This window comes from Streptomyces sp. YJ-C3, assembly GCF_053891275.1.
The window spans coordinates 6,833,501-6,858,983 of record NZ_CM132685.1; the positions used below are offsets into that span (position 1 = coordinate 6,833,501).

A 25,483-nucleotide genomic window follows, 5' to 3' on the forward strand; every position below is an offset into this window, starting at 1 on the left:
GGGCCGGGAGCGGGCCGGGACGTCAGTCGTGCGGGCGCAGGCGGTGCGCCTGCAGCGCCAGGGCGAGTTCCACGAGGTCGGTGGGGCGGGTCAGGCTCCGGCCGGTGAGCTGTTCGCAGCGGCGCAGGCGGTTGAGGACGGTGTTGCGGTGGCAGTACAGGCGGGCGGCGGCGCGCTGCGCGGAGCCGTCGCAGTCCAGCCAGGCCGTCAGGGTGTCGAGCAGCAACGCCCGGTCGGCGGACGGCAGGGTGCGCAGCGCGCCGAGCACCCGGTCGGCGAGGAGGTCTCCGAGCGCGGGGGCGCCGGCCACGAGGGCGGCGGGCAGTTCGTCGTCGAGCAGGACGGTGCCGCCGCTCGCGGGGCAGATCCGCAGGGCGGTCTCGGCGAGGCGCCGGGCGCCTCCGACGGCGGCAAGCCCCTCGACGGCGGAGCTCACGCCGACGCGTACGCCGGCCCCCCGGTCCGTCGACGCACGCCACGCGGCGGCGAGTTGCCGTACGTCGCACTCCCCCAGGGCGACGATGCCGCGCTCGGCGTCGGGCGCCGGGTGCCACACCGTCCGGGTGCCGGTGGGCGAGGGCGCCACCGTTCTGCCGCCCGCGACGAGCACGACGGCGTACCGGCCGCGCTCGGGCAGGCCGAGCGCGGCGGCGGCGTCGGGCAGGTCGGCGATGCGGGTGGCGCCGTCGAGCAGGGCCGCGGCCGTCAGGCGGCGCCGGTTCTCGCGGCGCCAGGTCAGTTCGTGCTCCGCCCGGCGGTAGGACTCGGCGACGCAGGCACAGTGCTCGTCGACGAAGTTCCGCACGTCGGCGGCGAGATGGACGAGCAGATGCGCGTCCCGCGGATGGTGCCGGGTCACCTCGTCGACGAGCGCCTGCCAGACCAGGGCGCCGCCGAGCCGGAAGGCGTGCAGCAGGGCGTCGAGCGGGAGGCCGCGGGCCGCGCGTTCGGCGCCGATGCGGGCGGAGCAGGCCCGGGCGGCCTCGCGGGAGCGGGCGGGGTCGAGCAGGGAGGCGACGCTGTGCCGCAGGGAGCGCTGCACCTCGCGCCGTACGTCCCCGGGGTCGGCGTCGATCGCGGCGCGGTAGGCCGGTTCCCGTGCGTGCAGTTCGGCCGTCAACCGGTCGGTGAGCGTGGGCAGTTGACCCATGAGCGGGAGCGCGGCGCGACGCAGTACGGCGACCGCGTCGGACCCGGCGGGCGGGGGTCCGGTCCGGGGGCGGGGTCGAGGGGGTACGAGGTGCACGGGCATCGCGGTCCTCCACGGGTCGGCTCGTGCCGGAGCGCGCCTGAGCCGCCCCGGGGCCCGAGAATGACATACCGTCTGGTCGGTCTCCAGCCCTCGGGACATAACGACACCGTGACGCGTACGGATCCGTGAGGTGCGGCCCGGGCGGGGACGCGGGGCCGGGACCGGATCTCAGGAGTGCGCGACAGGCCGTTCCGCGTGGTTCACGAGGCGGGCCAGTTCGACCCGGGAACGGACGCCCAACTGCGCGAACACGTTGCGCAGATGGTGGTCGACGGTGCGCGGGCTGACCGACAGGCGCAGGGCCACCTCGCGATTGGTGGCGCCCTCCGCGACGCAACGGGCGATGCGCAGCTGCTGCGGGGTCAACTCCGCGAGTCTGCCCGGAGGTTCGCGATGGCCGGGGGCTTCGCCGGTGGCGCGCAGCTCGGCGGCCGTCCGGTCGGCCCAGACCGTGGCGCCGCACCGCTCGAAGGCGACCAGGGCGTCGCGCAGCAGCACCCGCGCGCGGGCGGGCCGGCGCGCGCGGCGCAGCCATTGGCCGTGCAGGGCGGCGGTGCGGGCCCGCTCGAAGTCGCCGTCGGCCCGGTCGTGACGGGCCAGGGCCTCGGCGAACCGGGCGTCCGCGCGGGCCGGGTCGCCGGCGGCCAGCAGCGCCTGGCAGCGGGCCAGTTGGGCCAGCGCCTGCGGGTCGTAGCCCCGCTCGGTCCACACCGTGAACTCCGCGACGGCGGCCCGGGCCCCGTCCGGGTCGCCGGCCAGGGCCGAGGCCTCCACGAAGCACGGCACGGCGAGCATCCGGACCGCGAAGTGGCCGCGCCGCGGCCCCGGCCGCACGAGCGGTCCGAGCCGGGCCGCCGCCTCGGCCACCCGGCCGCGGGCCAGATCGGCGCGGGCCAGGGCCCATTGGGCGAGGGTGGCGGCCTGGACGAGACCGTGCCGGGCGGCGACGTCCTGCGCGGCCCCCGCGTGCCGGGCGACCGTCTCGGCGTCACTGTCCAGCGAGGCGACCAGGGCGAGGATCGCGTGCATGTGGGCGAGGACGTTGCGCTGCCCCGTGGCGCGCGCCGCCCGCAGCCCCTCCTCGGCGTGGGCCCGGGCGCGGGCGTGCCGCCCGGTGCGCAGTTCGCCGTACGCGAGCAGTTCCAGGGCCCGGGGCAGCTCGGGCCCCGCGTCGTGGGCGCGGGCGGCGGCGAGGGCGCGGCTGCCGAGAAGGCAGGCGGCGTCCACGTCCCCGGCGACGAGAGCGGCGGCCCCGGCCCGCAGCAGCGCGTCCGGGGCGCCCGCGTCGGCGGCCCCGGCGACGACCCGGCGCAGCGCGGCCCGGCCCGCCGCGTAACGGTCGCCGAGAGCGGCGGACATCCCGAACCCGTAGTCGTGCCCGGTGGCGGCTCCCGCCCGCGGCTCCCCCACGTCCTCCCGGTACGCCTCCATGTCGCCGAGCGCCCACGACGCCTCCGCCGCGGCGAACCGGGCGTCGAGCGCGTGGGCCGGCGGGCAGAGCCGGGCGGCCAGCAGCAGGCAGGCGCGGGCGTCGGCCATCGGGCCGTCGCGCAGGGCGAGCAGCCCGTGCACCAGCGCGGCGTTCCCCCGCACCTCGTCCGGCGGCGTCAGCTCCCCCACTTGGTCGAGCAGTTCGCGCGCCCGGTGCGGGCGTCCCGCGCGGCGCGCCTGGTCCGCGGCGGCCACCAGCAGGTCGGCGCGGACGGCCGGATCCGCGGTGAGGGCCGCCGCGTGGGCGAGGGCGGTGGCCCGCTCCCCGTGCGAGGGGCCCGGCAGCCGTGCCGCGGCGGCGAGTTCGGCGCCGGTCCGGCTGTCGGGATACGGCGCCGCGAGCGCCCGGTGCAGCAGCCCCGCCGGCCGGTGCCGCTCCCCCGCGGCGGCCTCGGCCAGCAGGCGGTGCGCGGCCCTGCGCTGCGCGGGCCGCGCCGCCTCGTACACCGCCCGCCGCCCGGCGAGCCGCAGCCGCCCGTCCGGGCTCCGCTCCAGGCCCGCGCGCTCGGCGGCGTCCAGCGCGTCCGCGCCGAGTCCGGCGGCCGCCGCGGCCCGCAGCACGAGGCCGCCGTCCACGCGCGCCCCCTCGGGGTCGCTCTCGTAGGCGGCTGCGGTCAGCAACAGGACATGTCTCGCGGTCACTTACGTCACCGTACGAGCGGACCGCCGCGCCCGCGGCGCCGGTTGGGAACGGACCCAACCGGCGCCGGACGACACTGTGCCCGGGCACAGCGCGTCAGAACGTCACGACGTGTGCGGGCAGTTGCCCCGGTACTCCGCGATGGTGAGGCTCGACGCGGGCAGCGGGCAGAGGAACTGCTCGTAGCGGGTGTCGTTGTCGATGAAGCGCTTCAGCCACGAGATGCTGTACTTCGCGATCGTGGTGTTGGACGAGTTCGGCGTGAAGTGCGTGGCGCCGCGCAGCTCCAGGTACGCCTTGTCGAGCGAGCTCGGCAGACTCTGGTAGAACGGCTCGGAGTGGGTGGCGACCGGGGCGATGGTGTCGCCGTCCGCGCCCACGACGAGCGTCGGGGTCTTCACCTCGGGCCAGGTCTTGTCGAGGTTCCAGCCGGTCAGCGGGATCGCGGCCTGGAGCGAGGGCCGGCTCTTGGCCGCTTCCAGGGTGCCGCCGCCGCCCATGGAGTGCCCCATGACGCCGAGCCGGCTGGTGTCGATCCGGCTGCGCACCGAGCTCTGCTGCGTCAAGTAGTCCAGCGCGGCGAGGAGTTGGCGGCCCCGGCTGTCGGGCTGGTCGAGCGTGGTGTTGGTGTCGATGGTGAAGACGACGAAGCCCTGCGAGGCGAGGCGCGGGCCCAGCCAGGCGATGGACGACTGGTACGCCGTGTAGCCCGGGGAGATCGCGACGGCGCCGAACGTGCCGTCGGCCGTGGACGTCGGGTAGTAGATGGTGCCGCCGCCGAAGCCGCTGACGCTCAGGGACGACACGGTGGTCTGCGAGACGGCGTACGAGCCGCGGGACGCCTCGATGCTCGACGTCGTCGGGGCGGGTCCGCGCTCGTAGGGGTTGTCGGCGGCCTGGGCGGTCAGGGTCTGCGAGGTCACGAGCCCGCCGACGGCCAGGAGGGCGGCGAGTCCGGTACGGATCAGGCGGGTGCGGAGTCTGTTCGCGGCTCGTCTGGCGTGCGCGGGGGGCGCTGCACTGGTGTGCTGCTGCACGACGCGGTCCTCTCGGTGGGGCGGCGCCCGTCCCGGGGCGCCGCCGTGGTCTCTGACATCGACCACGGTGGCGTCGGGCCGCCCCTTCCGCATCGGCGAAATCACCGGTCGCGGGTGCGCCTTCTCTTCCGCCTCGTCTTCATCACGGGCGGGGCGGGTCATCTCATCGATGAGGCAGCAGCGAAGCTGTATGCCTCAGGGGCGCGGGGAACTGCGCGAGAAGCCCCACCGGGCCGCAGCGGCCGACGCACGACCACCCCCACGGCGAAACGGCCTACCGAACCGCACACCCCGCGGAGCGCAACGCCCCCTTGACCTCGCCGATCCGGAGATCGCCGAAGTGGAAGACGGACGCGGCGAGCACCGCGTCCGCCCCCGCCGCGACGGCCGGCGCGAAGTGGTCGAGGCGGCCCGCGCCACCGGACGCGATGACCGGGACGGTGACGTGCCGGCGAACGGCCTCGATCATCTCCAGGTCGTAGCCGTCCTTCGTACCGTCCGCGTCCATCGAGTTGAGCAGGATCTCGCCCGCCCCCAACTCGGCCGCCTGGTGCGCCCATTCGATCGCGTCGATACCGGCGGAGCGGCGCCCGCCGTGCGTGGTGACCTCGAACGTGCCCGACTCGGTGCGCCGCGCGTCCACGGACAGCACGAGCACCTGACGGCCGAACCGCTCCGCGATCTCCCGGATCAGCTCGGGCCGGGCGATCGCGGCGGTGTTCACGCCGACCTTGTCCGCCCCGGCGCGCAGCAGCTTGTCCACGTCGTCGGCGGTGCGGACGCCGCCGCCGACCGTGAGCGGGATGAAGACCTGCTCGGCGGTGCGGCGCACCACGTCGTAGGTGGTCTCGCGGTTGCCGGAGGACGCGGTGATGTCCAGGAACGTCAGCTCGTCGGCGCCCTCGGCGTCGTACACCTTCGCCATCTCGACGGGGTCGCCCGCGTCGCGCAGGTTCTGGAAGTTGACGCCCTTGACGACGCGGCCGTTGTCGACGTCGAGGCAGGGGATGACTCGTACGGCGAGGCTCATGATGTGCTGGCTCCCTGGCGGTACGCCTCGACCTCGACCTCGACGACCAGCGACGGGTCGACGAAGCCGGAGACGATCAGCATGGACGCGACGGGTCGGACGGTGTCGAAGAGCTCCTTGTGGGCCCGTCCGACCTCGTCCACGTCCCGCGCGTGCGTGAGGTACATACGGGTACGGACGATGTCCTCGCGGCCGAGGCCCAGCCGGCCGAGCGCCTCGACGGCCACGCCGAACGCGGTCACCGTCTGCTCGTACGGGCCGCCCTCGGCGATGACCCCGTCGACGACCGACGTGCAGCCGGCGACCAGCACGAGGCCGTTGGGCAGTTCGACCGCGCGGGCGTAGCCGAACTCCTCCTCCCAGGGGGCCCCGGACTGGACGCGCCGGACGCCGCCCGTGCCGCTTCCGTCGCTCACGACGAGACCGCCGCGAGCGCCTCTTCCAGCGTGAACGCCTTGGCGTACAGCGCCTTTCCGACGATGGAGCCCTCGACGCCCAGCGGGACCAGCTCGGCGATGGCTCGCAGGTCGTCGAGCGAGGAGACGCCGCCGGAGGCGACGACCGGGCGGTCGGTGGCCGCGCACACGTTCTTCAGCAGCTCCAGGTTCGGGCCCTGCAGCGTGCCGTCCTTGGCGATGTCGGTGACGACGTAGCGCGTGCAGCCCTCGGAGTTGAGCCGCTCCAGGGTCTCGTAGAGGTCGCCGCCGTCGCGGGTCCAGCCGCGGCCGCGCAGCGTCGTGCCGCGCACGTCGAGGCCGACGGCGATCTTGTCGCCGTGCTCGGCGATGACCTTGGCGACCCACTCGGGGGTCTCCAGGGCGGCGGTGCCGAGGTTCACGCGGGTGCAGCCGGTGGCGAGGGCGGCGGCGAGGGTGTCGTCGTCGCGGATGCCGCCGGAGAGCTCCACCTTGATGTCCATGGCCTCGGTGACCTCGCGGATCAGGGCGCGGTTGTCGCCGGTGCCGAACGCGGCGTCGAGGTCGACCAGGTGCAGCCACTCGGCGCCGGCGGACTGCCAGGCGAGAGCGGCCTCCAGCGGGGAGCCGTAGGAGGTCTCGCTGCCGGACTCGCCGTGCACGAGACGGACGGCCTGCCCGTCACGGACGTCGACGGCGGGAAGGAGTTCGAGCTTGGCAGCCATCAGAGGGTTCCGATCCAGTTCTTCAGCAGCTGGGCTCCGGCGTCGCCGGACTTCTCGGGGTGGAACTGCGTCGCCCACAGTGCGCCGTTCTCCACGGCGGCCACGAACGGCTCGCCGTGCGTGGCCCAGGTGACCTTCGGGGCGCGCAGGTGGGGGTTGTGCACTTCCAGCTCCCAGTTCTGGACGGCGTAGGAGTGCACGAAGTAGTAGCGCTCGTCGGCGTCGAGGCCGGCGAACAGCCGGCTGTCCTCGGGGGCGCGGACGGTGTTCCAGCCCATGTGCGGTACGACGTCGGCCTTCAGCGGCTCGACGGCGCCGGGCCACTCGTCGAGGCCCTCGGTCTCGACGCCGTGCTCGATGCCGCGGGCGAACATGATCTGCATGCCGACGCAGATGCCCATGACGGGGCGTCCGCCGGAGAGCCGGCGGCCGACGATCCAGTCGCCGCGGGCCTCGGTGAGCCCCTTCATGCAGGCGGCGAACGCGCCGACGCCGGGCACGAGCAGCCCGTCCGCGTTCATGGCCTTGTCGTAGTCGCGGGTGATCTCGACGTCGGCGCCCGCGCGGGCGAGGGCGCGCTCCGCGGAACGGATGTTCCCGAAGCCGTAGTCGAAGACGACAACTTTCTTGTCACTCATGGCAGTTGGTCAGTTCCAGTAGTCGAGCCGCAGCACACCCGCGACGAGGCACATGGCCGCGGCGATCGAGAGCAGCGTGATGAGGCTCTTGCCCATGCCCTGCTTGACGAACGAGTAGATGCCGCCGAGCAGGAACAGGCCGAGGACGATGAGGACGGTCGCGAGGCCGTTCATGGCTAGAGGGCGCCCTTCGTCGAGGGGAGGATGCCGGCGGCGCGCGCGTCCCGCTCGGAGGCGTAGCGCAGCGCGCGGGCGAGGGCCTTGAACTGGCACTCCACGATGTGGTGCGCGTTGCGTCCGTACGGCACGTGGACGTGCAGGGCGATCTGGGCCTGCGCGACGAAGGACTCCAGGATGTGCCGGGTCATCGTGGTGTCGTACTCGCCGATCATCGGCGCCATCTTCTCGGGCTCGGTGTGCACGAGGTAGGGGCGGCCGGAGAGGTCGACGGTGACCTGGGCGAGGGACTCGTCCAGCGGGACCGTGCAGTTGCCGAAGCGGTAGATGCCGACCTTGTCGCCGAGCGCCTGCTTGAAGGCGGCGCCGAGGGCGAGGGCGGTGTCCTCGATGGTGTGGTGCGAGTCGATGTGCAGGTCGCCCTCGGTCTTCACCGTGAGGTCGAACAGGCCGTGGCGGCCCAGCTGGTCGAGCATGTGGTCGTAGAAGCCGACGCCGGTCGACACGTCGACCTTGCCGCTTCCGTCCAGGTCGATCTCGACGAGGACCGAGGTCTCCTTCGTCACACGTTCAATACGTCCTACGCGGCTCATGCGCCGTACTCCTTCTTCACTTCGCGGGCCGCGTCCAGGAACGCGTCGTTCTCTTCGGGGGTGCCGACCGACATGCGCAGGCGTCCCGGCACGCCGTTGTCCCGGATCAGGACGCCGCGGTCGAGGATGAACTGCCAGACGGCGTGCGGGTCCTGGAAGACACCGAACTGGATGAAGTTGGCGTCGGCGACGGTCACGTCGAAGCCGAGGCCCTCCAGCTCCGCGACCACACGGTCGCGTTCGGCCTTGAGCTGCTCCACGTACTGGAGCAGCGTGTCGGTGTACTCCAGGGCGGCGAGGGCCGTCGCCTGGTTCACCGCCGACAGGTGGTAGGGCAGGCGAACCAGCTGGACGGCGTCGACCACGGCCGGGTCGGCGGCGAGATAGCCGAGGCGCAGCCCGGCCGCGCCGAACGCCTTGGACATGGTCCGCGAGATCACCAGGTTCGGGCGGCCCTCGATCAGCGACAGCAGCGAGTCGCCGTGGCTGAACTCGGTGTACGCCTCGTCGACGATCACCATGGCGTCCCGGCCGGCCGCCTCGTACAGCGCGAGGACGTCCTCGGCCGCCACCGCGTTGCCCGTGGGGTTGTTGGGGCTGGTGATGAAGACGACGTGCGGCTTGTGGGTGCGGATCGCCTCGATCGCGGCGGGCACGTCGAGGGAGAAGTCCGCGGCGCGCGGGGCGCTGACCCAGCCGGTGTTGGTGCCGCGGGCGAGCAGCGGGTGCATCGAGTACGAGGGCTCGAAGCCGAGGGCGGTGCGGCCGGGGCCGCCGAACGCCTGGAGCAGCTGCTGGAGCACCTCGTTCGACCCGTTGGCCGCCCAGACCTGCTCGAAGCCGACCTGGTGGCCGGTGGTCCGGGTCAGGTACCCGGCGAGCTCGGTGCGCAGCTCGACCGCGTCCCGGTCCGGGTAGCGGTTGAGGTTCCGGGCCGCGTCCGCGACCCGCTCGGCGATACGCGCGACGAGCGGCTCGGGCAGCGGGTACGGGTTCTCGTTCGTGTTCAGCCGGACGGCGACGTCCAACTGCGGTGCTCCGTAAGGGGACTTGCCGCGCAGCTCGTCCCGTACAGGAAGGTCGTCGATGCTGGTCACTTGTCTCCCGGCACCTTCCACTCGAAGCGGGCCTTCAGCGCCGCTCCGTGCGCGGGCAGGTCCTCCGCCTCGGCGAGGGTGACCACGTGGCGGGTGATCTCGGCGAGCGCGTCGCGCGTGTAGTCGACGATGTGGATGCCGCGCAGGAAGGACTGCACGGACAGACCCGAGGAGTGGCAGGCACAACCGCCGGTGGGCAGGACGTGGTTGGAGCCCGCGGCGTAGTCGCCGAGGGAGACCGGGGACCAGGGGCCCACGAAGACCGCGCCCGCGTTCCGCACCCTTTCGGCCACTTCGGCGGCGTCCCGGGTCTGGATCTCCAGGTGCTCCGCGCCGTAGGCGTTGACGACCGCGAGGCCGTCCTCGACCGAGTCGACGAGGACGATCGCGGACTGCTCGCCCTTCAGCGCGGGCTCGATGCGCTCCGCGCGGTGCTTGCTCACCGCGACCTGCTCGGCGAGCTCCCGCTCGACCGCGGCGGCGAGCTCCTCGGAGTCGGTGACCAGGACGGAGGCGGCCAGCGGGTCGTGCTCGGCCTGGCTGATCAGGTCGGCCGCCACGTGCACGGCGTCGGCGGTGTCGTCGGCGAGGACGGCGATCTCGGTGGGACCGGCCTCGGCGTCGATGCCGATCTTGCCGGTGAAGTGGCGCTTGGCGGCGGCCACCCAGATGTTGCCGGGTCCCGCCACCATGTTCGCCGGGGCGCAGGACTCGGTGCCGTGCGCGAACATCGCGACGGCGGTGGCGCCGCCGGCCGCGTACACCTCGTCGACGCCGAGCAGCGCGCAGGCCGCGAGGATCGTCGGGTGCGGCAGGCCGCCGAACTCCTTCTGCGGGGGCGAGGCCAGCGCGAGGGAGGGCACTCCGGCCTCCTGCGCCGGAACCGTGTCCATGATCACGGAGGACGGGTAGACGGCCCGGCCGCCGGGCGCGTACAGGCCCACGCGGTCGACCGGGACCCACTTCTCGGTGACGACGCCGCCGGGGGCGACCTCGGTGCGCTCGGTGGTCCTGCGCTGGGCCCGGTGCACGATCCGCGCGCGCCGGATGGACTCCTCCAGGGCGGCCCTGACCTCCGGGTCGAGCTGCTCCAGGGCGTCCGTAAGGGCCTGGGCCGGGACCCGGACCTGGGTGAGGCGTACGCCGTCGAACTTCTCCGCGTACTCGATCAGCGCCGCGTCGCCACGATGATGCACGTCCTCGCAGATCGGCCGCACCTTCTCCAGGGCGGCCGTGACGTCGAAGTCGGCACGGGGCAGCAGCGAGCGCAGGGCCTGACCCTCGGGGAGGGCGGCGCCGCGCAGATCGATTCGAGAGATCACGCACCAATTCTCTCAGACGCGGGTTCGCCGTCGTTGGCCCGTATCAGTGACTGATACACGTCCGGTTTCAGCCGTTGTTCCGGCACCGGAAGACGACCTTCACCACTAGCGTTCAGACGGTCACCCAGCGGGCATGAACGGTTGTACGAAACCCACGAGTAGCAGGTGGCCGAGGTGACCGCGGGCCACGTGGGACGTGCGGGTGGCAGGGCGTACGGGGTGCACGGGGAGGAAGAGCGGTAGTGGTCGACGTGACGACCGGCAACGACGGAGACGTGCCGGACGGGCTGAGCGCCGCGGAAGTCGGGATGTGGCAGGCGTTCCGCAACGGCAGCGTCTACGACCTGCGCAGCGGGGACGCGACGGTGGACGATCCGCACGGCGGGCACCCCTGGGGGCCCGAGCGCAGTGTGCGGGCGCGGATCGTGGCCTGGCTGCTGCTGGACGGGCCGCCCGCCCTGTCGGGCCGGGTCTCGTCCCTCAAGCTCCAGGGCGTGCAGATCACCGACGTGCTCGATCTCGCGGGCGGCACGGTGGTCCCGTATCTCGAACTGAAGCACTGCCGCTTCGAGAAGGAGGTGCTGCTGCCGGAGGCGCACTTCACGACGGTACGGCTCGTCGACTGCTCGGTGCCGCGGCTGGAGGCCGCCCGGGTGCACACCGAGGGCGATCTGCATCTGCCGCGCTGCCGCTTCCACAACGGCATCCGCCTGACCGACGCGCACATCGGCACGGACCTGCTGCTCAACCAGGCCGTCGTGTTCCGCGACCGGCACAGCAAGTCGGTCATGGCGGACGGTCTGTCGGTCGGGCAGGACCTGCAGGCCGAGATGATGGAGACGCACGGCGAGGTCAGCCTGCGCGGCGCCACGGTCGGCGTCTCGCTCTCGCTGCGCGGCAGTCACCTGAGCAACACCTACGGCCGCCGGGCGCTGAACGCCCCGCAGATGACGGTCGAGCGCACGCTGTACCTGACCCCCGCGGGCCTCGGCAATCCGATCCAGTCCAGCGGCGCCACGCCCGCGCGCGGCACGCGGGTGCAGCGCTTCGAGTGCGTGGGCGGCGTCCGGCTCGACGACGGGCGGTTCGGTGACGCGGTCGACCTGGAGTCGGCGCGCTTCACGCTGGAGAACGACCAGGAGGTCTCGCTGCGCCGCATCCAGACCCCCGAGCTGCGCTTCCTCGGCGAGAAGCCGCAGCGCGGGAGGATCGTGCTGTCCGGCGCGAAGATCGTCAACCTGGTCGACAAGGCGGCGGGCTGGCCCGGCCCCGGGCAGCTGCGCATGGGCGGATTCACCTACGAGAACCTGATCCCGTTCGGCCCCTTTCCGCTCACCCGGCGCCTGGAGTGGCTCGCCGCGGCGACGCCCGAGTACAACCCGGAGCCGTACGAACGGCTCGCCACGGTGCTGCGCAACAGCGGCGAGGACGCCGACGCCCGCGAGGTGCTCCTCGCCAAGCAGCGCCGCCGCCGCGACACGCTGCCGGCCGCGGCGAAGGTGTGGGGCTACCTCCAGGACTGGACGGTGGCGTACGGGTACCGGCCGGGCCGGGCCGCGGTGTGGATGGCGGTGCTCTGGGCGGTCGGCGCGTTCGCTTTCGGCCATGCATCCCACCCGCCGATGAAACCGGGCGAGGGCCCGCACTGGGACTCGGCCCTGTTCGCCCTCGATCTTCTCCTGCCGGTGATCGACCTCGGCCAGTCCAGCGCCTGGCAGTTGCAGGGCGGCTGGCAGTGGGCGGCGGCGATCCTGGTGATGCTGGGCTGGATCCTGGCGACGACGGTGGCGGCGGGAGCGACGCGGCTGCTGCGCCGGAGCTAGCCCCGGCCGAACCGTTACCGTCCGGAGGCAACCAACGGTCCCCCGGAGCCGTCATCCCAGCGCAGACCCCGTTCCCGCACGCAGAGGAGGCACCGTGCCGTTCCTGCGTGCCTTCCTGCGGACCGTCCGCATGATCCGCCACACCGGAGCCCTGGCCGAGGGCCTGCCGCCGGACGACGAGGTCCTGCTCGACGCCCCGGACGAGCGGCTGGCCCCGGCGCTGGTCGAGGCCGGACGCGGGGAGTTCGGCCCGGTCGCCAAGGTCCTCGCGCACACGAGGGAAGCGGCCGAGTGGGAGAACCGCGACCGCTACGTGCAGCGCCTCGCCGCGTTCGCCGCCTCCCGCCCCGAGTGGTTCCACGCCTGGCAGTCCGCGTCCCCGCACGACCCGGACCTGCTGCTCGTCAAGGCCGAGCTGGCGGTGGACCGGGCCTTCGGCTCCCCGGCCCGCGCCGAGCTGCTGCGCGAGGTCACCCCGCTGATCCTGGCCGCCGCGGAGGCCGACCCCGGCGACCCCGTGCCCTGGCGCGTGGCCCTCGACCACGCCCGCGGCACGAACGCCCCGCACACCGTCTTCGAGAGCCTGTGGGCCCAGGCGGTGCGCCGCTCCCCGCACCACTACGGCTGTCATGTCGCGGCGCTGCAGTATTTGTCGGCCGCCTGGTACGGCTCGCACGCCGAATGCTTCGACTTCGCCGAGCGCGCCGCGCAGGACGCCCTGCCGGGCTCCCTCCTCCAGGCCCTGCCGGCCCGCGCGGCCCTCGCCTACCTGACGGCGCAGATCCCGCGGGGCATCCCGCGGGCCCGCCTCGACGCGGCCGCCGACCTGGCGATCGAGCTGTCCCGTACGTACGAGGCGGCCGATCCGTGGCCCGCCGAGGTGCGCAATCTGCTGGCCTGCGTACTGGTCGAGCTGGAGCGCTGGCCGGACGCCCTGGAGCAGCTCCGGCTGGTCGGCCCGTACGCCACGTCGTTCCCCTGGGACCGGCTCTCGGACGATCCGCTGGGCCTTTTCCTGGAGCGGCGTGACGGGGTGCGCCTGGAGGTCGCGGCGGTGCTGCCGCTGCGCGACGGACCAGGCGGCTCCGGCGCCCATTACGCTTGAGCGTCGTGACCACCGTCCGGCTTCCGCTCTTCCCGCTCAACTCGGTGCTGTTCCCGGGGCTCGTGCTCCCGCTGAACGTCTTCGAGGAGCGTTATCGCGCCCTGATGCGCGACCTGTTGAAGGCGTCCCCCGATGACCCGACCGACCCCGACGCCGATCCGGCCGTCTCCGACGAGCCGCGCCAGTTCGTCGTCGTCGCGATCCGCGACGGCCACGAGGTCGCGCCGACGTCGTCCGGCATGCCGGACGACGTCACCACCAAGGAGGCGGGCGCGGGGCCCGCGGCCGGCTTCGGCGACGACCCGATCACGTCGTTCCACGCGGTGGGCTGCATCGCGGACGCGGCGACCATCCGCGAGCGCGCCGACGGCAGCTTCGAGGTCCTGGCCACCGGCACCCGCCGGGTGAAGCTGCACTCGGTGGACGCCTCGGGCGCCTATCTGACGGCCGAGGTCGAGGAGCTGCCCGAGGAGGACGGCGACGAGGCCGGTGCCCTCGCCGAGGGGGTGCTGCGGGCGTTCCGCTCGTACCAGAAGCGGCTGGCCGGTGCCCGCGAGCGGTCCCTGACGACGGGCGCGGAGCTGCCCGACGAGCCGTCGGTGGTGTCGTACCTGGTGGCGGCGGCCGCGGTGCTCGACGTACCGACGAAGCAGCGGCTGCTCCAGGCGCCGGACGCGGCGTCCCGGCTGCGCGACGAGCTGAAGCTGCTGCGCGCCGAGACGGCGATCATCCGGCACCTGCCTTCGCTGCCCGCGACGGAACTGACGAGACAAGCGACCAGCCTCAACTGACCTTAAGGAACGGGCACGTTGGCGAAGAAGGCCAAGAAGCAGCAGCAGTCGGGCGGGACCCCGGCGACGGTGGCGCTCACCGCGGCCGGCACGACCTTCACGGTCCACGCGTACGACCACGATCCGTCCCACCCCTCGTACGGCGAGGAGGCCGCCGAGGCGATGGGCGTCTCCCCCGACCGGGTCTTCAAGACGCTCGTCGCGGACGTCGACGGCCGGCTGACCGTCGCCGTCGTGCCGGTGGCGGGCCAGCTCGACCTCAAGGCGCTGGCGTCCGCGGTGGGCGGCAAGCGTGCCGCGATGGCCGATCCGGCGCTCGCCGAGCGCACCACCGGATACGTCCGGGGCGGGATCTCGCCGCTGGGCCAGCGCAAGAGGCTGCCGACGGTCATCGACGCGTCGGCCGGGCAGCACACGACGATCTGTGTCTCGGCGGGCCGCCGGGGCCTGGAGGTCGAGCTGGCGCCGGGCGACCTGGCGGCGCTGACCGACGCCGTACTCGCTCCCGTCGGGCGCGTCTGACCCCTCGACGTGCCCCGCCTCTTCGGCTAAGCACCAAGGACATGTCGAAGAAGACGCGCAAGCGGAAGTGGCGCATCAAGAAGGGCAAGTCCAACCACGGGCACCGGCCCGCCTGACGATCGGCGACGGCTCGACCGGCCGCGGAGACCCCGCCCCGCACGGGCGGTCTCCGCGGCCGCTGCGCTCCGGGGCCGCGGCCCCTGCCGCGCCCTTGACACCGCTGTCGCCGGTGCCGCACTGTCACCCTCGACATGGGACGTCCCACGTCCTACCTTCTTCTGCTCCGGGAGACCACCGCCATGACTCTCCGCGCACCGTTCCCCGCCCCGCTCCGCGGCGTCGTCCCGCCCCTGGTCACGCCGCTCACCCCGGAGGGCGAGGTGGACGTCGCGTCGGTGCGGCGGCTGACCGGTCATCTGATCGGCGCCGGGGTGCACGGCCTGTTCCTGCTGGGCTCCAGCGGCGAGGCGGCGTACCTCACGGACGGCCGGCGCCGCACCGTCCTGGAGGCCGCGGTGGAGGCGGCGGCCGGGCGGGTCCCGGTGCTCGCCGGCGTCATCGAGACGACGACCGCGCGGGTCCTGGAGCGGGCGGAGGACGCGGTGAAGGCGGGCGCGGACGCGCTCGTGGCGACCGCGCCGTTCTACACCCGCACGCATCCGGCCGAGATCGCCGACCACTTCCGGCGGCTGCGCGCGGGCGCCGGGCTGCCCGTGTTCGCGTACGACATCCCGGCCGCGGTGCACGGCAAGCTGAGCCGGGACACGGTCCTGGCGCTGGCCGCCGACGGCACGCTCGCGGGGCTCAAGGACTCCAGCGGCGACGAGGGCTCACTGCGCCGTCTGCTCGCCCCGCTGCGCGCGGCCGCGCCCGGCTTCTCGGTGCTCACCGGTTCCGAGCTCACGGTGGACGGCGCGCTGCTGGCGGGCGCCGACGGCGTCGTCCCCGGCCTCGGCAACGTGGACGCGCACGGTTACGTGCGGCTCTACGAGGCCGCCCGCGCGGGCGACTGGGACACCGCCCGGCGCGAACAGGACCGGCTCGCCGCCCTGTTCGGGATCGTCGACGCCGGCGACCCGGCGCGGATGGGCGGCTCGTCCTCCGCGCTCGGCGCGTTCAAGGCGGCCGTCCATCTCCAGGGGATCATCGGCTGCCCGGCGACCGCGGCACCCCAGGTCCCGCTGGGCGCGGCCGAGTTCGCGTACGTACGGCGTCATCTGGCCGAGGCGGGTCTACTCCTGGGCGAGACGCGCGCGGAGTAGCCCTCAGGCCCCTGCCCCGGGCGCCCCCGGCGCGTGCTGCGGGGTGTGTTCGTAGTAGCCGGCGTACGGGTCCGGGTCCCGGGGGCCGAACAGGCCCGTGAGCCCGAGGTGGACCACCATCGCGGCCAGCGGCCAGGCGAGCAGCGCCCCCTTGGCCTTGAGTTCGAGGGGCGCGTCGAAGACGACCCCCTTGCCGACCTCCTTGGCGTGCGCGGCGACGTCCTGCGCGGGACCGAGCCAGATCCCGAACCGCCAGGCGAGCACGCCGCCGAGCAGGCCCCCCAGCGCGAGCGCCACGACCAGGGGCACCCCGCCGCGCTTGCGCCACAGGAAGACGACGACCGCGGTGACCACGCCGAACGCGAGCCCGAGCAGGGTGAAGGTGCCGTCGATCCCGATGGCCTGCTCCCCCTCGGTGTCCTTGAGGTAGACCGCCGAGCTGTCCGACACGAGCGGGATCCGCGGCGCGAGCCACAGCCACAGGGCGCCGAGCAGCAGGCCGACGAGCGCGACGCCCACCGTCACGACGACGGCCTCGCGCAGCTCGGTGCGCAGTCCGGGCCCGTCCTCCTGGGAGGCGGGCGGCGCGGGAGGCAGATGTCCGGTCATCGGGTCGGGGGCCTGCCACGGGTCACTGTGCCCGTTGTTGTGCGGGGGCTGATGAGGCGGCGGCGTCAGCGGTGCGGTCACCCTGCCATCGTGCCAGGCGTCCCTGCCGGGCGCGTCACCGGACGGCTGCCCGGCGGTACGCCCAGGTCGCCACGGCCAGCGAGGCGACGCCGACAGCGGCGCAGACGCCCAGGTCGAGCAGGACGGTGGGCCAGTCGGGGTGGTCCCCGAAGGTTCTCGCGAGGGCCTCGACGCCGTACGTGGAGGGCAGCAGATCGCGCGCGTACTGCACGACCTGGGGCATCCGGTCGGCGGGCAGCACACCGAGCAGCAGTGCCGCGGACATGCCCAACTGGCCGAGCAGTGTGGCCAGTTCGGCTCGTGGCGCGAGCAGTCCGAGCGCGGCGCCGAGCCCGGAGAGGGCGGCCCCGGCCAGCGGGATCACGGCGACGAGGACCCACAGATGCGTCAGCGGCAGGTCGAACATGGCGCAGCCGACGACCGCGGTGACCACGGTGCCGGGCACGGTGAACGAGGCGTACGCGCCCGCGGCGCCGAGCACCACGGAGGCGGGCGGCACCGGCAGGGTCGCGTAGTGGTCGAGTCCGCCGGCGGCGCGCAGCTGCCCGAAGTACTGGGCGAGCAGGTTGAGGGCGACGAACGCGACGACCAGCACCGCGGAGCCCGCGACGACGGCCCGCGCCTCGCTGCCGCCGCGGTCGACGACCCCGCGCATCAGGATCATGATCCCGATGGACTGGAAGGTCGCCACGAACAGCAGCGGGATCCGGGCCACCCGGGCCCGGGAGAGCTGGGCGCGGTAGACGGCGGCGAGCGACGGCAGGAATCCGGCCCGGGGCGCGAGCCCGTCGTCGGCGGGGCCGGCCGGCGCCACCTGTTCGCCGGACCGGGTGCGCACGGCCTCCGCGGATACGACACTCATGCCTTCACCAGGCCCTTCACGCTGCTGCGGCTCCCGCCGAGTGCCAGGTACACGTCTTCCAGGCTCGGGGTGGCGAGCGTGAAGTCGTCGAGGAAGTCGAAGGCCGGGCCGCCGGTGACGGCCGCGACGGCGGCACGGGCCTCGTCCGGCGCGAGCCGGAGGGACCAGCGCCGCCCGGCCTCCACGGCGTGCTCGCGCAGCCGGGCGACCTCGGGCAGCCGGGTCGGCGCCTCCTGGCGCCACACCAGCTCGACGCGCACCTCACCGGCGACGCGGTCCTTGAGCCCGGCCGGGGTGTCGCAGGCGATGACCCGCCCCTCGTCGAGCACGGCGACGCGGTCGAGCACGGTCTCCGCCTCGATGACGTTGTGGGTGACGAGCAGGACGGTCGTGCCGCGCTCGGCCCGCCTCCGGTCCACGGCGGCCCACACCGCGCGCCGCGCGACGGGGTCCATGCCGGTGGTCGGCTCGTCCAGCACGAGCAGCGGCCGCTCGCCGACCAGCGCGGCGGCGACACAGGCGAGCCGCCGCTGCCCGCCCGAGAGCTTCTTCAGCGGGCGCGAGGCGAGCGGGGTGAGCCCCAGCTCGTCCAGTACGTCGTCGCGCGCGGCCCGCGCGTCCTTGAGCGCGAGCCCGCGCAGCCGTCCGGTGGTCTCGGCGGCGAGGGACACGGTCAGTTCGTCGAGCGCGGTCGACTCCTGCCCGAGGTAGGCGAGGATCCGCGCGGCCCGCTCCGGGTACCGCACGATGTCGTGCCCGAGGATCTCCACGCTTCCGGCGTCGGGCCGCATCAGTCCGGTGAGCTGTCGTACGAGGGTGGACTTGCCGGCGCCGTTCGGCCCGAGGAGTCCGAAGATCTCGCCGCGCCGGATGTCGAGCCGGACGTCGTCCGTGGCCCGTACCTCCGGGGTTCCGGGTGCCCCGCGCCGTCCGCGCGCGGCGGGATAGGTCTTGCTGAGCCCCCGCACCGCGCACACCACAGCGTCCCCTTTATGGTTCGGGGCGGCCTCGCCGGTGCGCGTACTCACGAGGAACGAGAGTACGGGGTCCGGCCCGCCTCATTGCGCGCGGGGCCGGACATATGAGGCGGGCGTCGCCCTCGTCGCGCGGGCCGGCGGGGCCGGAACCCCCGTCCGGCTAGCGGAAACGTCAGTCCCCCGCGGTCGCGTGCTCGGCGGTCCGCACGTCGATCTCGCGCCAGAAACCGGCCCGGATCGCGTAGCGGTCGTGCTCGTCGATCTGGTCGTCCTTGTGGGCCAGCAGCCCGAACCGCGCCGCGTACCTGAGCAGCTCGCCGTCGATCCGGTGCGGCACCCGGGGGTACATGGTGGCCAGCTTCTGCAGCAGGACGTGGTCGGCGAGGCGTGCCATCCAGCGGCGCGCGAAGACCTGCCCCACCTCGTACGGGTCGCCGCCGACCGTGGTGATGTCCTCCTCCCGGTCGGCCCAGCGCTGCTCCGCGGTGGTGAGCTGGGCGAGCGTGGGCAGGGACGCCGCCTCCGGGGGCTCGCCGCCGCCTCCCGGGCGCTCCACCCAGCCCTTGTCGGAGGACCAGCGCAGCGTCGCGTTCGCCGGGTGGGGTGCGGCGGCTCCGGCCGGTGCGCCGGGTCCGCGGAGCGCGGCCAGGTCCTTCGGCGTGGGCACGCCCTTGGTGCCGCGGTCCTCGGTGTCGCTGCCGGTCCGGGCGGCCGGCGCGTGCTGCGGCGGCGGCGCGTCCACCCCCTCGTCCACCGGGCGGCCGGTCGCGGCCGGCGCCGACTCGGGCAGCGGTGCGGAGAGGATCGCGGCGATCTCGGGGCGCGGTACGGGCGGCGGGGCGCAGATGCCGCCGAGCTCCTTGGCGCGGACGGCCTTGGTGATCCAGGCCCGGTCGAGCACGCGCCGCTCGTCGGCCTCGGCGACCAGGTCCTCGGACTGGTTGTAGTCGCCGTCGGCGGCCTGCACGGCCCAGAGGTGGACGGCGACGCCGTGCTCCTTGGCGGCCATCATGCCGGGCAGCAGATCGCCGTCGCCGGTCACGAGGACCACGTCCGAGCAGGCCCGGTTGCGCGCCAGCTCGGTCAGCTCGGCGTGCATGGCGGCGTCCACGCCCTTCTGCGCCCAGCGGCCGTCGCTGCGGGTCAGGGCGCCGAGCCGGACGGTGACCCGGGGCATGACGCGCAGCCTGCGGTGCTCGGGCTGCGGGACGCGGTCGGGGGCGCCGTCGAACCAGTAGATGCGCAGCAGCTGGCGCTCGGTCTCGGACTCGGCACGGTCGCGCAGGCCCTGGATGAGGGCGGCGTGGTCGACGTGGATCCGGGATCGGGAGGGCTCACCCGCGAGGAGGCTCGCGGCGGCCCCCAGAAGATATCCGGCATCCACCAGGACGATGCAGCGGTCCACGCGATCCACCCTCTTTCGCCGACTTCCAACAGTCCGGACGCGCTCTCGGGGCGACGCCCACGGGTTCGCTTCGGGTTTCCTTCGAGTCTGCCCGACGGCACGGGGGTTAACGGCCCGAACTGGATCTTCGGCGTGGCGGATGCGGTGCCGGCGGGAGGAATGCGTGCCGACACCCCTTGTCACGCACGGTAATTCTCCGAAATGCGACCTTTCTCGTCATATGTGAATCTGAACGCGGCCCTGGCCCCTAGATCCCCCGCAGGAGGCAGATCACCATGGCCAAGAACAAGAACCGCAAGCAGGGCGCCCAGAACGACCGCGCGTCCGCCGCAGAGCAGGCGTCCGAGCAGGCCAAGTCGGCGGCCTCGGAGGCACAGGCGATGCCGCAGACGCTGGCGCAGGGCAGCCCGGCGGATGTTGCTCGTAAGCACCAGCGCCGCTTCGGCCACAACTGAGGCGACAACTGACGCCTGATCCAAGGCACTTGGCACACGGCGAGGGGCTCACCCGGACTTCCGGGTGAGCCCCTCGCTCATGCCGCGCTCGCGGCGGACCGTGCCGTGCCGGGTCAGCCCGCCAGGCAGGACGGGCCGAGGAGCACCTTCAGGTCGCCGAAGAGCGCCGGGTCCGGCTTCACGCGGTGCCGGTCGAGCCGCAGCACCGTTGTCTTGCGCGGCCCCTGGAGCTTGATCCGCACCTCGCTGTCGCCCCGGTGGTGGCTGAGGATCTCGCCGAGCCGGCTGACCATCGGCGGCGTCACCTTCAGCGCCGGGATGGTGAGGATCACCGGTGCGTTGGTGCCCGCGTTCGACAGGTCGGGGACCTGCATCTCCATGGCGACCAGGCGCGGCACGTCCTCGCGCTTGTCGAGGCGGCCCTTGACGAACACCACGGCGTCCTCGACGAGTTGGGTCGACACCAGCTGGTACGTCGCCGGGAAGAACATGCACTCGATGGAACCGGCGAGGTCCTCGACGGTCGCGATCGCCCAGGCGTTGCCCTGCTTGGTCATCTTGCGCTGCAGGCCCGAGATGATGCCGCCCACCGTGACGACCGCGCCGTCCCCGAAGTCGCCGCCGGTGAGCTGCCCGATGCCCGCGTCCGCCTTGTCGGACAGGACGTGCTCCAGGCCGAACAGCGGGTGGTCGGAGACGTACAGGCCGAGCATCTCCCGCTCCTGGGCGAGCAGATACGTCTTGTCCCACTCGTCGGTGGAGAACTCGACGTCGAGCCCGAAGCCCGGCTCGTCCGCGCCCTCGTCGCCCATCCCGCCGAAGAGGTCGAACTGCCCCTCGGCCTCCTTGCGCTTGACCGCGACCACGTTGTCGATCATCGGCTCGTACTGCGCGGTGAGGCCCTTGCGGGTGTGCTCCATGGTGTCGAACGCGCCCGCCTTGATGAGCGATTCGGTGGTCCTCTTGTTGCACGCCGCGGCCTCGACCTTGTCGAGGTAGTCGGGGAACGAGGAGAACTTCCCCTTCGCCTTGCGCGAGCGGATGATCGCGTCCACCACGTTCGTACCGACGTTGCGGACGGCCTCCAGGCCGAACAGGATCACGTCGTCGCCCTGGGCGGCGAAGTTGTGCACCGACTCGTTCACGTTCGGCGGGAGCACCTTGATCTTCATGCGCCGGCACTCGTTGAGGTAGACGGCCGACTTGTCCTTGTCGTCCTTCACCGACGTGAGCAGCGCCGCCATGTACTCGGCCGGGTAGTTGGCCTTCAGGTACGCGGTCCAGTAGGTGACCAGGCCGTACGCGGAGGAGTGCGCCTTGTTGAACGCGTAGCCGGCGAACGGCACCAGGACGTCCCACAGGGCCTGGATCGCCGCGTCGGAGAAGCCGTTCTTCTTCGCGCCCTCCTGGAACAGGACGAAGTTCTTCGCCAGTTCCTCGGGCTTCTTCTTGCCCATCACGCGGCGCAGGATGTCGGCCTCGCCGAGCGAGTACCCGGCGATGATCTGGGCGGCCTTCTGCACCTGCTCCTGGTACACGATGAGGCCGTAGGTCAGGCCGAGCGTCTCCTTCAGGGGCTCTTCGAGCTCCGGGTGGATCGGCGTGATCTCCTGGCGGCCGTTCTTGCGCTCCGCGTAGTTCGTGTGCGAGTTCATGCCCATCGGGCCCGGCCGGTACAGGGCCGAGACGGCGGAAATGTCCTCGAAGTTGTCGGGCTGCATCTGGCGCAGCAGCGAGCGCATCGGGCCGCCGTCGAACTGGAAGACGCCGAGGGTGTCACCGCGGCAGAGCAGTTCGAAGGTCTTCGGGTCGTCCAGCGGGAGCGAGAGCATCTCCAGGTCGATGCCCTTGTTGGCCTTCACCATCTTGACGGCGTCGTCCATGATGGTCAGGTTCCGCAGGCCCAGGAAGTCCATCTTCAGCAGGCCGAGCGACTCGCACTGCGGGTAGTCCCACTGCGTGATGGTGACGCCGTCGGTGTGCCGCACCCAGATCGGCGCGTGGTCGACGATCGGCTCGCTGGACATGATGACGCCGGCGGCGTGCACGCCCATCTGCCGGACCAGGCCCTCGACGCCCTTGGCGGTGTCGATGACCTTCTTGACGTCCGCCTCGTTCTCGTACATCCCCCGGATCTCGCCCGCCTCGCTGTAGCGCGGGTGCTTGGGGTCGGTGATGCCGGAGAGGTCGATGCCCTTGCCGAGGACGTCGGCGGGCATCGCCTTGGTGAGGCGGTCGCCCATCGCGTACGGGTAGCCGAGGACGCGCGCGGAGTCCTTGATCGCGTTCTTGGCCTTGATCTTTCCGTACGTGCCGATCATGGCGACCTTGTCGGCGCCGTACTTCTCCGTCACGTACCTGATCACCTCGACGCGCCTGCGCTCGTCGAAGTCGATGTCGACATCGGGCATGGAGACGCGCTCGGGGTTGAGGAACCGCTCGAAGATCAGTCCGTGCGTGATCGGGTCGAGGTCGGTGATGCCCATGGCGTACGCGACGATCGAGCCGGCCGCGGAGCCTCGGCCCGGGCCCACCGCGATGCCGTTGTTCTTCGCCCACATGATGAAGTCGGCGACGACCAGGAAGTACCCCGGGAACCCCATCTGGATGATGATGTCCATCTCGTACTCGGCCTGCTTCTGCCGGTCCTCGGGGACGCCGTCCGGGTAGCGGCGGCCCATGCCGACCCGGACCTCCTCCTGGAACCAGGTGACCTCGGTGAAGCCCTCCGGGATCTCGAACTTCGGCATGAGGTCGCGCTTCTCGAACATGCCGGTGGTGTCGATCTGCTGCGCCACCAGGAGCGTGTTGCGGCAGCCCTCCTGCCAGGCGTCCGAGGAGTCGACGGCGTACATCTCGTCGGTGGACTTCAGGTAGTAGCCCGTCCCGTCGAACCGGAAGCGGTCCGGGTCGGAGAGGTTCTTGCCGGTCTGGATGCAGAGCAGGGCGTCGTGCGCGGTCGCCTCATGGGCGTACGTGTAGTGCGAGTCGTTCGTCACCAGCGGCGGGATGCCGAGCTTCTTGCCGATCTCCAGCAGGCCGTCGCGGACCCGGCGCTCGATCTCGATGCCGTGGTCCATGAGCTCCAGGAAGTACCGGTCCTTGCCGAAGATGTCCTGGTACTCGGCGGCCGACTTCAGGGCCTCGTCGAACTGGCCCAGGCGCAGGCGCGTCTGCAGCTCGCCCGAGGGGCAGCCGGTGGAGGCGATGAGGCCCTCGCTCCACTGGGAGATCGTCTCCTTGTCCATGCGCGGCCACTTCTGCAGCCAGCCCTCGGCGTACGCGTCCGAGGAGAGCTTGAACAGGTTGTGCAGTCCCGTGCTGTTCGCCGCCCAGATCGTCTTGTGGGTGTAACCACCCGAACCGGACACGTCGTCGCGCTTCTGGTGCGGCTGGCCCCACTGGATCTTCCGCTTGTTGCGCCGCGACTCGGGGGCGACGTACGCCTCGATCCCGATGATCGGCGTGACGCCCGCCTTCTCGGCCGAGTGGAAGAAGTCGTACGCCCCGTGCAGGTTCCCGTGGTCGGACATCGCGATGTGCGTCATGCCCATCTCGTTGCACGCGTTGAACATGTCCTTCAGCCGCGCGGCACCGTCCAGCAGCGAGTACTGGGTGTGGACGTGCAGGTGCGTGAAGGGCGGCTTTGACACGGTGGGGGCCTCCAATGGCAAACGCGCGGCGACGGTGGCGGGGACAGCTTGGAAGTCTACGACCGACCGCTGACAAGACGCGGGCACTCCGGAGTACGGTCGGGCGTTGGACAGGTCAGAAGACCTGCCCTGCGTGTCACACAAGCCCACGCACCACCCGTACCAGGAGGCACCCGGCGATGTCGGTCCCGCAGCCCACCGCTGAGCAGCGCGGCGAGGAGATCCTCGCCGTCTTCGACGCCGCGTTCGGCGAGCTCCTCGCCGCGGACCCCGCGGCGTTCCGGGTCAAGTTCCGCAAGATGGCCGCCTCGGCGTTCGCCTTCTACCGCGGCACGGCGTGCCTCTTCTACCACGACGTGGAGCGCGAGCAGCACGGCGGACCGTACCTGGACGACCGCACCAGCCGGGTGTGGATCCACGGGGACCTGCACGCGGAGAACTTCGGCACGTACATGGACGCCACGGGCCGGCTGATCTTCAATGTGAACGATTTCGACGAGGCGTACGTCGGCCCCTTCACCTGGGACCTCAAGCGCTTCGCCGCCTCGGTGGCGCTGGTGGGCTACGCCAAGGCGCTGGGCGACGACCAGATCACCGACCTGGTGCGCACGTACGCGGCGGCCTACCGCGAGCGCATCCACGCGCTCGCCACGGGCGCCAAGAGCGACGAGGTGCCGCCCTTCACGCTGGACACGGCCGAGGGCCCGCTCCTGGACGCGCTGCGCGACGCCCGCTCGCTGACCCGCTTCGGGCTGCTCGACTCCATGACGGAGATCCGCGACTTCGAGCGCCGGTTCGCCGAGGGCGGCGGCTCCGTCGAGCTGGACGCGGCGACGCGCTACAAGGTGCTGGCGGCCTTCGACGGCTACCTGGAGACGCTGCCGGAGTCGTCGCTGGCGCGCCCGGACTCGTACCGGGTGAAGGACGTGGTCGGGCGGCGCGGCATCGGGATCGGGTCGGCGGGGCTGCCCTCGTACAACATTCTTCTGGAGGGCAACAGCGACGCCCTCGAGAACGATGTGGTGATCTACATGAAGCAGGCCCAGACCCCGGCGGTGTCCCGGCACATCAGCGACGCGGCGATCCGGGACTACTTCCAGCACGAGGGCCACCGCACGGTCATCTCGCAGCGGGCCCTGCAGGCGCACGCGGACCCGTGGCTGGGCTGGACCGAGCTGGACGGGTCGGGCCAGCTCGTCGCCGAGGTGTCGCCGTACGCGGTGGACCTGGACTGGGGCGACATCGACGACCCGGAGGAGATCGCGGCGGTCGTCGCTGACCTCGGCCGGGCCACGGCGACGATGCACGCGGCGGCGGACGACCAGTCCGGCGAGTCGCTGGTGCCGTTCTCCACGGAGCGCGCCATCGACGCGGCGATCGCCGCCGACGAGGACGGTTTCGCGGGCGTCCTGGTCGACTTCGCGCACAGCTACGGGGCACGCGCGCGTGCGGACCACCAGATCTTCGTGGACCTGTTCCGCAACGGCCGGATCCCAGGGCTGTAACGCACAGGGACCCTT

The 25,483-nt window shown here is 72.6% G+C and carries 23 protein-coding genes; 7 read left to right on the forward strand and 16 right to left on the reverse strand.

Features of this window, described 5'->3' with window-relative positions; genetic code table 11:
- Positions 1-22 precede the first annotated feature (22 nt).
- From ACVHNB_RS30720 to hisD, 11 genes are all read right to left on the reverse strand, one after another.
- Positions 23-1,252 (reverse strand): PucR family transcriptional regulator, encoded by a 1,230-nt coding sequence (locus ACVHNB_RS30720; protein ID WP_456226359.1) that lies wholly within the window; start codon positions 1,250-1,252, stop codon positions 23-25.
- A gap of 168 nt (positions 1,253-1,420) precedes the next feature.
- Positions 1,421-3,385, reverse strand: a complete 1,965-nt coding sequence (locus ACVHNB_RS30725; RefSeq protein WP_456226360.1) for a LuxR C-terminal-related transcriptional regulator — start codon at positions 3,383-3,385, stop codon at positions 1,421-1,423.
- A 102-nt stretch (positions 3,386-3,487) separates the two neighbouring features.
- Positions 3,488-4,420 (reverse strand): bis(hydroxyethyl) terephthalate hydrolase, encoded by a 933-nt coding sequence (bdeA, locus tag ACVHNB_RS30730; protein ID WP_428955268.1) that lies wholly within the window; start codon positions 4,418-4,420, stop codon positions 3,488-3,490.
- 274 nt (positions 4,421-4,694) lie between these two features.
- Positions 4,695-5,450 carry an imidazole glycerol phosphate synthase subunit HisF gene (gene hisF, locus ACVHNB_RS30735; protein WP_428955267.1) on the reverse strand — a complete coding sequence of 252 codons (756 nt, stop codon included), beginning with the start codon at positions 5,448-5,450 and terminating at the stop codon, positions 4,695-4,697.
- Positions 5,447-5,866, reverse strand: coding sequence for a RidA family protein (locus ACVHNB_RS30740; RefSeq protein ID WP_428955266.1), 420 nt, complete (start codon positions 5,864-5,866; stop codon positions 5,447-5,449). The genes hisF and ACVHNB_RS30740 overlap by 4 nt, the downstream gene beginning before the upstream one ends.
- Positions 5,863-6,591, reverse strand: a complete 729-nt coding sequence (priA, locus tag ACVHNB_RS30745) for a bifunctional 1-(5-phosphoribosyl)-5-((5-phosphoribosylamino)methylideneamino)imidazole-4-carboxamide isomerase/phosphoribosylanthranilate isomerase PriA (protein WP_428955265.1) — start codon at positions 6,589-6,591, stop codon at positions 5,863-5,865. Before priA ends, ACVHNB_RS30740 begins: the two co-directional genes overlap by 4 nt.
- On the reverse strand, positions 6,591-7,229 hold the full coding sequence (gene hisH / locus ACVHNB_RS30750; RefSeq protein WP_428955264.1) for an imidazole glycerol phosphate synthase subunit HisH: 639 nt from the start codon (positions 7,227-7,229) through the stop codon (positions 6,591-6,593). The genes priA and hisH overlap by 1 nt, the downstream gene beginning before the upstream one ends.
- Before the next feature lie 9 nt (positions 7,230-7,238).
- Positions 7,239-7,403: a hypothetical protein gene (locus ACVHNB_RS30755; RefSeq protein ID WP_428955263.1), complete on the reverse strand. Its 165-nt coding sequence runs from the start codon at positions 7,401-7,403 to the stop codon at positions 7,239-7,241.
- Positions 7,404-7,405: 2 nt separating this feature from the next.
- On the reverse strand, positions 7,406-7,999 hold the full coding sequence (gene hisB, locus ACVHNB_RS30760; protein WP_456226361.1) for an imidazoleglycerol-phosphate dehydratase HisB: 594 nt from the start codon (positions 7,997-7,999) through the stop codon (positions 7,406-7,408).
- The gene (locus tag ACVHNB_RS30765; protein ID WP_456226362.1) at positions 7,996-9,096 is read right to left on the reverse strand and encodes a histidinol-phosphate transaminase; all 1,101 of its coding nucleotides are present in this window, start codon (positions 9,094-9,096) and stop codon (positions 7,996-7,998) included. The genes hisB and ACVHNB_RS30765 overlap by 4 nt, the downstream gene beginning before the upstream one ends.
- The gene (gene hisD, locus ACVHNB_RS30770; RefSeq protein ID WP_456226363.1) at positions 9,093-10,418 is read right to left on the reverse strand and encodes a histidinol dehydrogenase; all 1,326 of its coding nucleotides are present in this window, start codon (positions 10,416-10,418) and stop codon (positions 9,093-9,095) included. The genes ACVHNB_RS30765 and hisD overlap by 4 nt, the downstream gene beginning before the upstream one ends.
- 308 nt (positions 10,419-10,726) lie before the next feature.
- Here hisD and ACVHNB_RS30775 point away from each other — a divergent pair, with 308 nt between their 5' ends.
- The 5 genes from ACVHNB_RS30775 (at position 10,727) to ACVHNB_RS30795 (ending at position 15,921) form a co-directional block, all read left to right on the forward strand.
- Positions 10,727-12,241 (forward strand): oxidoreductase, encoded by a 1,515-nt coding sequence (locus ACVHNB_RS30775; protein ID WP_456228970.1) that lies wholly within the window; start codon positions 10,727-10,729, stop codon positions 12,239-12,241.
- A gap of 130 nt (positions 12,242-12,371) precedes the next feature.
- Positions 12,372-13,346 carry a hypothetical protein gene (locus tag ACVHNB_RS30780; protein ID WP_428957693.1) on the forward strand — a complete coding sequence of 325 codons (975 nt, stop codon included), beginning with the start codon at positions 12,372-12,374 and terminating at the stop codon, positions 13,344-13,346.
- 5 nt (positions 13,347-13,351) lie between these two features.
- The gene (locus tag ACVHNB_RS30785; RefSeq protein WP_456226364.1) at positions 13,352-14,137 is read left to right on the forward strand and encodes an LON peptidase substrate-binding domain-containing protein; all 786 of its coding nucleotides are present in this window, start codon (positions 13,352-13,354) and stop codon (positions 14,135-14,137) included.
- Positions 14,138-14,155: 18 nt separating this feature from the next.
- The gene (gene ybaK, locus ACVHNB_RS30790; RefSeq protein ID WP_428955259.1) at positions 14,156-14,659 is read left to right on the forward strand and encodes a Cys-tRNA(Pro) deacylase; all 504 of its coding nucleotides are present in this window, start codon (positions 14,156-14,158) and stop codon (positions 14,657-14,659) included.
- A 299-nt stretch (positions 14,660-14,958) separates the two neighbouring features.
- Complete coding sequence (locus ACVHNB_RS30795; RefSeq protein ID WP_428955258.1) at positions 14,959-15,921, forward strand: dihydrodipicolinate synthase family protein; 963 nt, start codon at positions 14,959-14,961, stop codon at positions 15,919-15,921.
- A 3-nt stretch (positions 15,922-15,924) separates the two neighbouring features.
- Here ACVHNB_RS30795 and ACVHNB_RS30800 read toward each other — a convergent pair whose 3' ends face one another.
- The 4 genes from ACVHNB_RS30800 to ACVHNB_RS30815 all read right to left on the reverse strand — a co-directional run bounded on the left by ACVHNB_RS30800 (position 15,925) and on the right by ACVHNB_RS30815 (position 19,855).
- Positions 15,925-16,611, reverse strand: a complete 687-nt coding sequence (locus tag ACVHNB_RS30800; RefSeq protein ID WP_428955257.1) for a DUF2567 domain-containing protein — start codon at positions 16,609-16,611, stop codon at positions 15,925-15,927.
- A 34-nt stretch (positions 16,612-16,645) separates the two neighbouring features.
- Positions 16,646-17,473: an ABC transporter permease gene (locus ACVHNB_RS30805; RefSeq protein WP_428955256.1), complete on the reverse strand. Its 828-nt coding sequence runs from the start codon at positions 17,471-17,473 to the stop codon at positions 16,646-16,648.
- Complete coding sequence (locus tag ACVHNB_RS30810; protein WP_428955255.1) at positions 17,470-18,450, reverse strand: ABC transporter ATP-binding protein; 981 nt, start codon at positions 18,448-18,450, stop codon at positions 17,470-17,472. Before ACVHNB_RS30810 ends, ACVHNB_RS30805 begins: the two co-directional genes overlap by 4 nt.
- Before the next feature lie 172 nt (positions 18,451-18,622).
- A complete protein-coding gene (locus ACVHNB_RS30815) occupies positions 18,623-19,855 on the reverse strand; it encodes an NYN domain-containing protein (RefSeq protein WP_428955254.1) in 1,233 nt (410 codons plus the stop codon).
- Positions 19,856-20,130: 275 nt separating this feature from the next.
- Between ACVHNB_RS30815 and ACVHNB_RS30820 the strand changes: the two genes are divergently transcribed.
- The gene (locus tag ACVHNB_RS30820; protein ID WP_428955253.1) at positions 20,131-20,310 is read left to right on the forward strand and encodes a hypothetical protein; all 180 of its coding nucleotides are present in this window, start codon (positions 20,131-20,133) and stop codon (positions 20,308-20,310) included.
- A gap of 113 nt (positions 20,311-20,423) precedes the next feature.
- On the opposite strand, the gene dnaE is transcribed toward ACVHNB_RS30820, so the two are convergent.
- Entirely contained in the window at positions 20,424-23,963 is a 3,540-nt protein-coding gene (gene dnaE, locus ACVHNB_RS30825; RefSeq protein WP_428955252.1) for a DNA polymerase III subunit alpha, read from the reverse strand.
- A gap of 179 nt (positions 23,964-24,142) precedes the next feature.
- Here dnaE and ACVHNB_RS30830 point away from each other — a divergent pair, with 179 nt between their 5' ends.
- Entirely contained in the window at positions 24,143-25,468 is a 1,326-nt protein-coding gene (locus ACVHNB_RS30830; RefSeq protein WP_456226365.1) for a DUF2252 domain-containing protein, read from the forward strand.
- Positions 25,469-25,483 lie beyond the last annotated feature (15 nt).